Source organism: Christiangramia qingdaonensis, from assembly GCF_048381525.1.
Lineage (GTDB): Bacteria > Bacteroidota > Bacteroidia > Flavobacteriales > Flavobacteriaceae > Christiangramia.
Window position 1 is genome coordinate 616,827 of sequence record NZ_JBLWIM010000008.1, and the last position, 12,924, is coordinate 629,750.

The following is a 12,924-nucleotide window of genomic DNA, read 5'->3' on the forward strand; positions in this document are numbered from 1 at the left end:
TAAACATCTGTAGGTGAAACTAGAGTGTTATTGGAAAGAGTGTGAATGTATTGATTAGAAGTATTAAAACCAGCCTTCACAGAGAAATCGTTAGCGATGGAATATCTTGCCCCAACTCTAAATTCAAGTCCATTATATGTTTGAACAATCTCATTATTATCGTAAGTCACTGTATTGATTACATTACCCGCATTTTTTTGCTCACCCGCTCTGTACACATCTACTTGAGCAGAACCTAAAGAACTAAAAGAAGAAAATCTCAATCCTGCGTTCAGTAACAATTTATCTGATATTTCATATTCATCAGCCAGATATACTGCTAATTCAACTCCTTTCTCTTCATCCAGAGATCTTTCAGAAATTGAGGAATCATTACCAATAGGCTCTATTTTTCCAGGAGAGATGTTATATAATTTTGTAAAAAGACCATAGTTGAGATTATGCTTTTTATCAATCTTATGATCGAGATTAAATTGTAATTTGGTGTCGTTTATCTTATAACTGGATAAAAAATCGTTTTCAAACTGACTATCATATTCAATTTCAAAATCGTAAAAACTATTAGCAAGGTTAATCGAACCTTCCAGATCTTTGTTAAACTTGTGCTTAAAGGTTCCGGATATCATCCTGTTACCATAAGAATATAAAGAATCTGAAGTGATACTAAAACGATCTTTACTATAATAAGCGGTAATGCTTAAATCGTTATTATCATCAAAATCATGATTATAATTTGCTATTAGATCATAAAATGATGCTTCACTATTATTGAGCGCTTCTTCATCAAGGTTTTTTAGTATCCAGTCGGAATAAGTAGCACGCCCACCGATAATTAATGATGATTTTTCATCAATAATTGGTATTTCGAGGGACAAGTTACCAGTAACAGGTCCTATGGATCCTTCACCAGCTAGCTCCTGAGTATTGCCCGCCTTCGTCTTGATATCGAACACTGAAGACAATCTTCCTCCAAATTTAGCAGGTATATTCCCCTTGTAAATTTCCACGCTTCCAGTTGTAAATGGATTAATTGCTGAAAACACTCCAAAGAAATGATTAGGATTATAAATAATACCATTATCCAGAAGTATTAGGTTTTGATCTACTCGCCCACCTCGCACGTTAAAACCTAAGGCACCCTCACCAGCCTTAGAAATACCAGGTAGTGTTGTAGCCGCTTTTAGCAGATCTCTTTCACCTAAAATAAGCGGCATCAATTTGACTCTCTGTACATCCAATACTGATACTCCTGTGAAGGCCTCCTTGATATTTCGATCTGACTTGGAGTCTACAATAACTTCATCAAGCATTTCAAGATTTTGTGACACACTAAAGTCTAGAACCCCATCACTATACATCAAAACCCTTTTTCTGAGAACATTATTTCCCAAAGTCCTCGCGGTCAATATATGAGCACCTGGAGAAAGAGAAATACTGAAATTACCGTCTACATCAGTCTGAGTTCCCTTATTCTCATTCTCTACCAAAATAAGAACATTAGATAATGCATCTCCATTTTTAGAATCGTACACTTTACCTTTAAGCAAGTATTTATTTTTGGTCAACCGAGCATTTTCCTTCCCTATTCTGAAGGTTTTAATTGAAGTCGCATTTTCATTTACGAAAATTGGTGAGGATCCGGTAGTCTCCTCGTTTGATGTAATATCCAAAGTATCACTCGCCTCATCTGAGAAAACTGTATCGTAAATACGATTGTTCTTGGTAATTATTACCCGGTTCTCAAATATGTAGTAATTCAAAAGGGTTCCAGAAAGAATTTCCCCCAGAATAGATTCCAGGTTCTCATTCTGAAATTGCTTCGTAACCGTTGTGTCTGCTAACCAATCCTCAAGATAATAAAACTTGAAATCACTTTTAGATTCCAACTCCCAAAAAACCATTTTTAATGGTGAGTTTTCAAAACTTACACTTATATTTTTAGTATCCTGAGCAAATAAAAAATTAAAGGACAAGATAAAAATCAAGAACAGGATTCCCTTTCTCATTTTTTCAATCTTTTACACACTGAGACTTCCATTAATTGCATTAGGTTTTTCAAAAAAGCAGGATAATTGCTTCTTCTGAGTTTTCTTTGGTCCTTAAAAAGATTTTCGAATGTATTTTCTGATTGGGGAAAATGATTAATTAAATTTGAAAGTGTTGGCTCTATCAGGCTATCTTGTAGGTCTATGTAATAATTAGTTCTCTGGATTTCAAATTCATAATAAAGGCTGGATTTATCCCTTCTATCCTGTACTGATAGTTTTTCTTTTTTAATCAGTTTGAAGCAGCCAGAATTGATTAGTTCCTCATAGAAAGCGTGTCCGTCGTCTCCTGCACTACGCTTTACAAATAACTTATCATTGATCTCAAAACTTTCGATAAGTTCTGGAATAAGCTGTATAATACGATTGCCATTAACTGACCTATCGATCGATATGATAAGTTTATCAGAGAACATATCATACCTTAATTTTAGGCCGGCATAATATTGGCCATCATACATCACGGCACCGTCATGAAATTCTCTTCCATCCAGATATGGATGCTTCTCATTTAGCGTCCTATACTTCTCAAAATAAGCAGTACCGTTTAGAAGTTCCAGATTATTATATCCAAGTGAGTTATCCAAATTTGAATAAAGAGATTGAATATTTGCATCATTCTGGGAATGCAAACAAGACGAAAAAATTATGATACAGAAGATAAGTGTTTTCCTCATTGAAAGAAGGCACGCGTTAACAATTAAACAAGCAATATATTATTATTTAGAGTTAAAACGATAATATATTGAAAATTTAACCATGAATTTTTTGCGTGATAATTAAATTTTTAAATCCTTAGAATAAACGTCTATTCCAAGACTCTGCATTAGGGTGCTTGATCTTTTATGTAATGCTGACGACTAAAAAAATTTAAAAATTGAATTATTTAAGTAAACATCTAGAGATCAAGATCTTTAATTAGGTCTACTTATTCAGTTTAATCAAAAATTGTTGGCATATTAGAATTTCTTGGAGCTGGTTCAATCCCTGCACAACTATTTAGTAGTATTGAATATTTATGCAATCATAACTTTAAAACCCTTCAGCTCAAAACAAAGACAATGTACACGCTCCTATTTGTTAGAAACCGACTTCCATATCTTTTTCCCCAATCCAACTAGAGGTAAAACTATTGCTCCTACAACCAATCCAACCAAGAATTCCCCTAGAATAGTAGGTAAGGAATGTACCAGATCATGAATAAATTCCAGATTATGTACGAAGATCCCTCCAGATACCAGCATCAATGCTATCGTACCAATTAGCGCCAGTCCTTTGATCACCCATGGTAGTGCATTCACTAAAAATTGCCCTACTTTATCTGAAAAACTGTCTGTTTGCTCATTCATATTGATAAGCTTCGCTCCGAATTCGTCCATTCTTACAATTAGAGCGACTACTCCATAAACACCAACAGTAGCTACAAGTGCAATAACACTTACTACCCCAATTTGAGTTGGTAACTCCTCTCCGCTTACGGTTCCTAAAGCAATAATTACAATCTCTACAGAAAGTATAAAATCTGTAAGTATAGCCGATTTTACTTTCTCGTCTTCTCGTTCTAACATCTGTTCTTTTGAAAGATTTTCTGGAACAGGTGTCGATTTTGCATGTTTGTGAGGAAACAAGTATTCATGAATCTTCTCTGCTCCTTCATAAGCCAGGTATAATCCCCCAATAAGGAGTATGATCTTTATGGCCACCGGAATAAAGGCACTAAGTAAAAATGCCACTGGTAGAATAATGAGCTTATTTAAAAGGGAACCTTTAGTGATCGCCCATAAAACCGGCAATTCTCTATCAGAAATAAATCCGCTGGCTTTTTCTGCGTTTACAGCAAGGTCATCACCTAGTAATCCTGCTGTTTTCTTTCCGGCAACCTTACTCATTACCGCAACATCATCCATCAACGTAGCAATATCATCCAGTAAAGCAAAAAATCCTGAGGCCATAAAAAGTTGGTTTGGTTAGAACTTCGAAAGTTCTGTCATTTAATTGAAAACTGAAAATTAAATTTCGCCTGGATTAACTTATAAAGAGAAAAATCCTGCCAGCGGCAGGATTTTTCAAAAACCACAATAGTAATTTTAAATATTAGTTATCTTCAATAACACCAATTGGTAGAAGAATTTCTTCCATCTTAGCTATGTAGAGACCTTCTTTAGATGTTGTATTTAAATCATCAAGATCAACTCCTGGCGCTCCTTTCACAAGGTCATAAGTTTCTCCTACAGATGCAGCTCCATATCCAAGATCTTTTAATGAACCAGCAGTAATTCTACTTAGAGGATTCTCTCCAAGATTTATATAACCAGTCATTAGCTCATTTCTAAGGATGGATTCTCTCCAGTGACCGTAAGCAGTTCCTGGGCCACCTGTATTTTCTATTGGAAGTTCTCCAACTCCTCCTTCAGCATTCCAGAATACATTCGCTTTACGACCTGCGAAGTAAGGCTCAACGGCCGTTCCTGCAAGCAATCCTTTTCTACCCCAAAGTGTTCCGATACCTAATACGTGTCCCATTTCATGTACGATCACGTTTTCAAATAGATCCAGTCTGTCAAGAGTTTCAAGATCTGCTTTATCAAAGAACATCAAACCAGTTACCGTTAGTCCATCTGAATTCCTGGTAAACCTTGGTCCTGCCTGTCCAAGAATTTTTCCTGGTCCGTCAATGGAATCGATCACCACTTCAATCACGATATCATCAATGGTTCCATTATCGACAATTGGTGGTACACCTGCGAAAGCTGAAGGAATAGTCCCGGTAATCGATGGCACATCTTTAATTATGATCCTTTCCCATCTTGCGGCAGCAGATTCAAAAACATCCTGCTGTCTTTCAGTTGGTGGCACTAAATATCTGAGACTGATATTGTATCTCCCTCGATCATCACCTGGAGCAGTAGTTGTCTTCAATCCATTTTCAAATGCACCTTTCTGTCCAGATAGTTGTACGAAATCATTCTCATTATGCGCAAGCTCGAATGAAGTTGCACTTGGATTCATACTATCAGTATCCATAGATTCTGCAGAATCATTCGAACAGGATCCTAGCCCCAGAAAAGCAGCAGATAAAGCGATAAGTGAGAAGTTTTGTAGGTAAGTCTTCTTCATAATATAATTTTAAGTTTTTATTAAGATTGAGACGAATGTATCATTCTATATCGACCTACCCACATCCAACTTGACTCAGAAACTATATCTTAACTGTATCCACACTTTAACTATAAAGACCGATTTTAATTAACAATTGTTTATTTAAATTCTCAGCAATTGACCCTTTTATTTATTAAATCCATTGTGCAACACCTGTCTGATTCCTTCCAGATTATCGGTGAAATCCATCATTTGAGAAAGCAATTGCGCCATCTCATTTTTGTTCCCAAAACCTTTTAGCTTATTATTCTTCTGAAAAGTTTTTTGTATTGTAGTCCATCTTCTCCGTTCTTCATCATTCAAAATACCAATAAGATCTTTGTACTTTAACAAGTTTGCTTCGGCAGCTGAAGTAAGCGTTTGAGATTCACTTTCATAATGCGACAGAATGAGCGTTTGCAATTCCGAATCATTCATTACCGGAACCACTTTTGCCACCAGTTTGTTCATATCACGATAGGAGCCTTGTAATTTAAAAGATGGTTCTGTTCGATATTCATCTTCCATCGCCGCACTCTTTATATACGCTGCATTTACCTTTAGAACACTGTTCCGTATCTGTATGACCTTTTCCAGAACCGACACGTATTCCTGTACTTCCTGGTTCGAGTAATTTCCTTCCAGCTGTACTTCCTGGTTATTATTCTCGATTCTATCCAGTAATCTATAAACATCATCAAAGTTCTTGCTACTAAGCTGATGTAGAACAGGATTAGAGGTTAATGAATTTTCGATCAAACTCAACCTGAAAAGGTGAGCGGTATCACCAATAATATCACCAAGGTTGTAAATATCTGCACGGTTCGCCAGCATATCTGGAATTCGAAACTTCTCGCCGCTTTCTGTATAAGGATTCCCGGCCATGATCACGCAGAATTTCTTCCCGCGCATATCATAGGTTCTGGATCTACCGTTGTAAATCCCTTCAATTTTCCTGGTTCCGTCGGAAAGGGATATAAACTTCTGGAGGAATTCAGGATTACAATGCTGGATATCGTCGAGATACAGCATCACATTATTACCCATTTCAAAGGCAAGATTCAGTTTTTTAAGCTCTTCCCGTGCTGCCGAATTAGTAGCTGAAGATGGGTCTACTGAAGTTACATCGTGACCAATCGCCGGACCATTGATCTTCATAAAAACCAGTCCTAGCCTGTTGGCGATATACTCCATCAAGGTAGTTTTTCCATAACCTGGAGGAGAAATAAGCAACAACAATCCCATTCGATCCGTTCTTTTTTGATCTCCAACGGTGCCCAGCTGTTTGGCCAGGTTATCTCCAAATAGAGGAAAATAAACCTGATCGATCAATTTATTTCGAACGAAAGAGTTTAGTGTTCCTGGCTTGAATTCTTCAAGTTTTAGATCTTCTTTGAGCTGAAGGGTCACTTCATGCCTGGCTTTTCTAAATTCCTGGTAAGCCGGAACATCAATCTCAAAATAGTGCTTGTAAATCGATATAAAATCATGATAGTTAAAATCGAAAACTCCTGCCTGAACCAGCCGATGTTCACCTCTCAAGTTCTCAATGCGCTGAGATGGTGAAGTAAATTTTGTATTTAAAACAGATTCGTCTTCAAAAAGTATAAGCGCTGCTGCCTCGCTTACATACTTGCTTTTCAAGCTCGTTTGCTCATCTAACTTGCTTTGCAAAAATGCTTTCAACCACTGCTCGATCAAGGCTACTTTTGCCTGATTTGAACTCAGGCTTTTGAGACTATCTTTAAATTTTAGATCGGCATTTTCAGATTTCAGCATATTCAGAAAATCTTCTTTGATCCCGATGGCTATTCCGCTTTTTTGAAAATCATCATCATTTTGCAATTCTTCAAACAAATATTCAGCAACTTCAGAAGCCAGTTCTGGTTCAAATATTCCTGAGACCTGTCCAAATTCATAGATCTCTTTGGTCAGTATTTTCAGCAATGACTGGTATTCTCTGGAATTTGGAAATACCTGCAACACTTCTCCCGCAGCTTTTATATTCTGATCTAAATTTGACCGAATTTCCGCAGAAGAAAATTTCCAGAAGAATTGTGCGCAGGACCTAATTTCGGGATGAAACCGAAGCAGATCCAAGCCCTCATGTTTTTCCAGCAGCACAGAAAGTATCTTTGCCGCATCCAGATCATGGATCCCTTTCACATATCCTTCAGAATAATCTTTACTGCTTTCCTCCTGCACCAGCCTGATCAAATCTTCCTCCGTATGGTCCTTTAGTTCTTCACCAAATCTTCGGAATAATTTATAAGCAAGAAAACCGGCTCGGTATATATTCTTATTTTCTGAAATATAATCCTGACTCCAGTATTGTTCAGATTTTACAAGTGTTTCGTTCTCAATCTTCTGGTAGAAATCTGTCCCAGTGATATGATAATGTAAAGCATCATCCACAAATAAAATCGTAAGATCAAGCTCCTGTTTATTAACACCAAATTTGTGTTTTCCAAGCTTGATGACCGTATCACCATCCTCGTAAATTTCCTTTTTATCCTTCAGTTTTCGGAGAGCATCCTCGCGGGCAGACTTCAGCATAGACTGTATCTCTTCAGCCTTACCACTGTCGTCCATTTCCTGTAATTGCGAGGCAATATCTCTGGCTTTGTTCACCAGGATATCTGAAGCGAAATAAGCATTAATCTCGGAAACCTCATCAAAAGATTCAGATTTCTTACGCACACCTTTCAGAATTCTTTCTGCGGAATTTTGTAAAGTTACCGCACGTTTATTTCGTTTTTCTACGAGTGTATTCTTACGCGCTTCAAAAGCATTATAAACTTCTTCCCGCTTCTCAATAATCAGCTCAATAAATTCCTCATAATCGGCAAACTTACCCTCCAATTCTTCTAGCTGAATGGAAATCCTGGTTTGAAAATCATCACATTTTTCCGGAGTATCGGCGATATCCAGGTAGTTGATGATACTTTGATCGATAAGCTTCAATTGCGCGGCAAAGTCGGCTTGAGCTTCTGCACTTCCAAGGGATTTTCGTTTTTTCCTGATCTCTGCTTTTAACTGGTTGATCGAAGAAAAAATCAGTGTAATATTATTGATGATCTTTGTAGAATGCGAAGTATCCTCTATTTCAAGATTTGAAACAATATCAATTAATAATTCAAGATCCTCAGAAATTTTGTTGACTTCTTCCTCCAGTTTTCGAGCTTCAACTACCTTTTTGATTTCAGATAGCTGTTCTTCTTTATCACTTACTGCTTTGTGATATGGATTCAGAGCTTTCGCATCCAGCAAGAAATCCACGCATCTTCGCGAGATCTTTGTAGTTTGCTCGGCAATCTGCTCTTCGAGGTTTTCAATGAACTGCTCATCTACATAACGTACTTCTTTAAGACTTATCGCTTCTCCTCTTAATGACCTGAGCTGCGTTAATGCATTTACGAAATCATTGATATTCCGAAAACCTGAACTTTTTATCTTATTAAAGATTTGCTCGGCTTCTTTCCCTATTTCGTTAGTTTTCTGCCTAGCATTCTTTTTGAGTTCCAGCACCTTCTGAAATTCATCCATGGCAGCATTTGCAGCCTGGTTAATTTCCCGAAGTGGCTCATTTAGAAGCTGAGTTTCCTCTTCTTTCAGCCAGTAATAGGCATCCAGAATATCCTTGGAACGCTTGGAAAGATCTGCATACAAACCATCATAATTATCCTCTTTATTCAGAAGATTTACGAGTCCGTTTACCTCAGCCATCGCTTTTACAATATCCTTGTTCCCGATCTTATATAACAGGCTATCCTCATGACTGGAAGGCATAAAATCACCTTTAAGATATGGCGTTTGCCAGATCTGGATCACATGATGCTTGGTTTGTTCATTTTCGTTCTTGAAATAGCATAGTTCACCATTTTCAAGGATCGTAAAACCATTACAAATAATTGGAGTCTGGATTTCCTGGGAGATCACATTATAGCTCATCAGGTTGTAGAGTCCGTTTTCCGGAGCGTAGAATACGTACAGAAAATCCTCGCCATTTGGAGAACTTATCTTTTCCTGAAATCTTAGATTCGGAATGCTATGATCGAACAAATGATATTCCCCGGTTTGTAAGTAATACCCGGTTGGGAAAATTATTCCCTGGTCGTCTGGTAACAAAACGCAGGTATCCATGATACTGCTGATCTTTTGAACTTCCCGAAGTTTATGATTATACACAAAATAACGCGGACCTTCCTGAAATGGTTTAATTTCAAGAATAATGAGATTACCAAGGTTCGCAAATCTATACTGTGCGTCATCCAGCGTTTGGTCCCTATGCTCTACTTCTTCGGAAAAGATTCCTTTTCCATCATTGGTATTATCCTCGATCTTGATCGTAAGATCACCGCCAATGGTCTCTACAAAAACACGATCCAGAATAGAAACATGTGCATGAACTCCCTGCCTATGTTGATCTCTGGATACTTCCTGCCAGTTGAATTCATGTTGTGAGGGTAGTTTGTATTCGTGATCACTACGATTGTCTACATATTGCAAACCTTCATCTTTAATAAGCCATTTGAAGGTTTTAATATCGGTTACACTCTCACTTAACCGGAAAACCATATAAAGATAGTTTCCAATTACAGCGAATTTCGAGAAAATGGTGTTTCTGTAATACTTGTAAAGATTTTTGAAATCAGATTCGAAAACATCGTTTTTCAGGAGATCTGTATCGATCGCTTCAAAAGAATTATTCTCAAACCTATAAATACTCATTACATCATTCAAAGAGATCTCTGTACGCAAACCAAAATGCACATTGTAACCAAAAATACAGGTGTTGCCTAGCGAAACGATATCCCTCGCGATACAGTTGTTTTCGGTATTGATGCGGTCATTGGCGATAAGCCTGGTCTCCAAAGAACCAAAAACCTTCTGCCGCTCTTCATTTAATTTCTTAAGTCGGGATTGTAACTCAGTTTTTTGCTTTTGCAGTCTGCCCTGGATCACCTCATAGGTACCAACATCCAGTTTTTGCGCATTCTCTTCCTTTATGGGTTCCTTTGCCATGTTCTCTTCCTGAAGTTTGTGATGTAATTGATGTAGATTAAAAAAGAAGCCGGTGCCAGGCACCGGCATTTCCAGTTATCTAAGTTTTGAGATCGGTTTATCCTGAATTCCCAGTCCTTTCGCCAGGTTCAGAAGATTGCCGAGCATGGTTTGCTCTTCCTTATCATCAGATTTTATTTTAAGATCTGTAATAAGAGAGGCAATACTGAGGTTTTTGACATCCTCGGTACTTACTCCATATTTAGAAGCGAAGTCTCTTACTTTTTCAAGCAGATTCCCTTTTACATCTTCACTACCAAGAATGGCAGTTTTAACCTCCTGTATGTTCGTAGAGTTCTGTACTAGCCTGTCGTATCCTTTACCTCTGGTGATCTGCCCAACGATTTGATCGAAGAACATAGTTTCTCCACCAACAATATCGATCTTAGCAGCCTTCAACGCATCTCCAATTACCTGCGCCTGTGCATCTGCAATTTCCTTCTGAATATTGATATTGGCAAGATCTACCTGAAGATCTTTATTCAGTCTTAATTTGAACTCTTCGTGTTCTTTTCCAACACCATCCAGTTTCTTCATTGCCGCAGCTTTCTCCTCGATTCCTGAAGCATCAGCTATCGCTTTCTCTTTAATTACATCGGCTTCGGCAAGTCCATCTTTACGTTTAGCATCTGCTTTGGCTTCCATTCCGGCCGCTTCAGCACGTGCTTTTTTCTCGATGATATTCGCTTCTACAAGTCCCTGACGCTCATTGGCATCAGCTTTCGCATGCATTACCTGGGCTTCAGACATACCAACAGTTGCTTCTTCTTTCGCCTGGGCTTCAGCAAGAATTTTTCTCGCTTCAGCTTGTTTCTGGCTGGCTTCTTTATGAGCAAGTGCTTCGATATTGATCTCTTCGGCTTTTTGCTTGGCAGCTTCTTTTTGAGCTTCCGCAGCAATGGTCGTTTTAATAAGTTCTTCCTGGGCAGATGCTTCTGCAGTAGTAATTTTAACCTGCTTATCCCTGTCGGCAGTTTTAAATGCCTGGATATCTTTCATGTTTTCCTGCTCTTCTACCACTCCTTTTTCCAGCATCACACGATCACGAATCACATCCTGGATGTTTTTCTTCTCAACCTCTACTACTTTCTCTTTCTCGATCTGCGCAAGAGTTACCACTCTTTCACGTTCGGTAGCCTCCAGTAACCTGTCTTTTTCAACTCTTTCAGACTCCACAGCATCTGTACGCTCTTTATTTTTAAGCGCTACAATGATCTGGCGTTGCATATTCTCCTCTGCAACCTTCACTTTTTCTTCCGTAGCAATTCTGGCAGTTTCAGATTTTAGTCTTTCTTCTTCATCCACCTTAAGAGTTTCTGCATTCTCACGAGCTTTGATATTCGCAATTTCACGTTTCTGTTGCTCTTCTTTTTCAGCCAATTGCTTATCCAGTTCAAGAATTGCCTCCCTGGCTTCCACATCCTGCTTTCTGATGGTTTTTTCTTCATCACGCTTGATAAGGTTGGCCTTCATATTCTGAACTGCCGTAAGCTCGGTGATCTTCTTGATCCCTTCTGCATCCAGAATATTGTCTGGCTTTAATTCTTTTACTGAAGTCTGCTCCAGGAAATCGATCGCACAATCTTCCAGCGTATAGCCATTAAGATCTGTGCCAATAATATTTACGATCTCATCACGAAATTCGCGTCTGGCTTCATAAAGCTCGATAAAATCGAATTTTTTACCAACGGTCTTTAATGCTTCTGAAAACTTAGCTTCAAAAAGATCTTCCAGCGTGGCAATTTTAGATGCACGGTCCACACCTATGGTCTGCGCTACTTTCTTAATATATTCAATATCATTGTTTACCCGAACGAAGAAGGCAACTTTGATATCTGCACGCATATTGTCTCTACAAATAAGACCTTCATGCGCCAGTCTTTCGATCTGGATCTTCTTAACAGAAATATCCATGATCTCGGTTTTATGAAAAACCGGTACCGTATACAGACCTTTATCTGTAGCGACCTTTGTCCCTCCAAAACCGGTCCTGATGAGTGCCTGTCCCTGGGGAATTTTTTTGTAGAACATCGCGATGATCGCGAAGTAAACGATGATTAGAAATAGCAATACGCCTATTCCAATTCCAATAATTGGTAAGATTGATTCCATTGTAGTTAGATTAGTTTTATTCGTTATATGATTGTACGAGGTAATAATTGCGATCTGGAGACCGCTTGATAATAAGGACACTACTTCCATAAGGGAGCGCATCTCCGGTAAGTGATTTTACATAAATAGATAAGCTATCACCATTTACGCTCACCTCAGCATTTCCCATCCTGTCTTTTGAAATGGTCGACATCAAAGTTGCCTTTCTACCAAGATAGTCGATGGGTGCATCACCATCCTTGTTAAGATTTTTAAAGAAACCTTTAAATGGTGTGGTAAGAATCTTGGTGACGAACAGTGCCGGAAACAAAGCCAGTAGCATGATCCCAAAACCTATAAAGTTATCATAGCTTGAAGTGATCGCCGTAACCAGTGTGGTTATGAACCACCAGATAAAGATCCAGAAAGTAAAAGTGAACATGAATGGCAGTCCCACGAAATTGAAATAGATAAGAAATATTTGCCACCACTTTAAAGGTTTTCGCCTCTTCCCAACCACGTCCTCCTGGTTGATCTCAGTATTGGAAATATCTTCAAAATCCATATTTCCACCTTCGATCCCGGA

7 protein-coding genes are annotated in these 12,924 nt (G+C 38.2%); all 7 read right to left on the minus strand.

All coding sequences use genetic code 11. The features are described from left to right. On the minus strand, positions 1 to 2,006 hold a 2,006-nt coding region (locus tag ACNI3T_RS03555), incomplete at its 3' end, for a TonB-dependent receptor domain-containing protein (protein WP_418226653.1). After that, entirely contained in the window at positions 2,003 to 2,632 is a 630-nt protein-coding gene (locus ACNI3T_RS03560) for a hypothetical protein (RefSeq protein WP_418226654.1), read from the minus strand. The genes ACNI3T_RS03560 and ACNI3T_RS03555, both read right to left, overlap by 4 nt. Before the next feature lie 486 nt (positions 2,633 to 3,118). After that, positions 3,119 to 3,997 (minus strand): DUF808 domain-containing protein, encoded by an 879-nt coding sequence (locus tag ACNI3T_RS03565; RefSeq protein ID WP_418226655.1) that lies wholly within the window; start codon positions 3,995 to 3,997, stop codon positions 3,119 to 3,121. 142 nt (positions 3,998 to 4,139) lie between these two features. Beyond that, positions 4,140 to 5,162, minus strand: coding sequence for a leishmanolysin-related zinc metalloendopeptidase (locus ACNI3T_RS03570; RefSeq protein ID WP_418226656.1), 1,023 nt, complete (start codon positions 5,160 to 5,162; stop codon positions 4,140 to 4,142). 168 nt (positions 5,163 to 5,330) lie between these two features. After that, positions 5,331 to 10,208 (minus strand): DNA repair ATPase, encoded by a 4,878-nt coding sequence (locus ACNI3T_RS03575; protein WP_418226657.1) that lies wholly within the window; start codon positions 10,206 to 10,208, stop codon positions 5,331 to 5,333. A 75-nt stretch (positions 10,209 to 10,283) separates the two neighbouring features. Next, positions 10,284 to 12,359 carry an SPFH domain-containing protein gene (locus tag ACNI3T_RS03580; protein ID WP_418226658.1) on the minus strand — a complete coding sequence of 692 codons (2,076 nt, stop codon included), beginning with the start codon at positions 12,357 to 12,359 and terminating at the stop codon, positions 10,284 to 10,286. A 16-nt stretch (positions 12,360 to 12,375) separates the two neighbouring features. Continuing rightward, positions 12,376 to 12,924: hypothetical protein (locus ACNI3T_RS03585; RefSeq protein WP_418226659.1), on the minus strand; the 549-nt coding region annotated here is incomplete at its 5' end.

Coding starts and splice junctions, on each gene's coding strand:
- ACNI3T_RS03580 (WP_418226658.1), bottom strand. CDS start 12,359: ATGGAATCAATCTTACCAATTATTGGAATTGGAATAGGCGTATTGCTA.
- ACNI3T_RS03570 (WP_418226656.1), bottom strand. CDS start 5,162: ATGAAGAAGACTTACCTACAAAACTTCTCACTTATCGCTTTATCTGCT.
- ACNI3T_RS03575 (WP_418226657.1), bottom strand. CDS start 10,208: ATGGCAAAGGAACCCATAAAGGAAGAGAATGCGCAAAAACTGGATGTT.
- ACNI3T_RS03565 (WP_418226655.1), bottom strand. CDS start 3,997: ATGGCCTCAGGATTTTTTGCTTTACTGGATGATATTGCTACGTTGATG.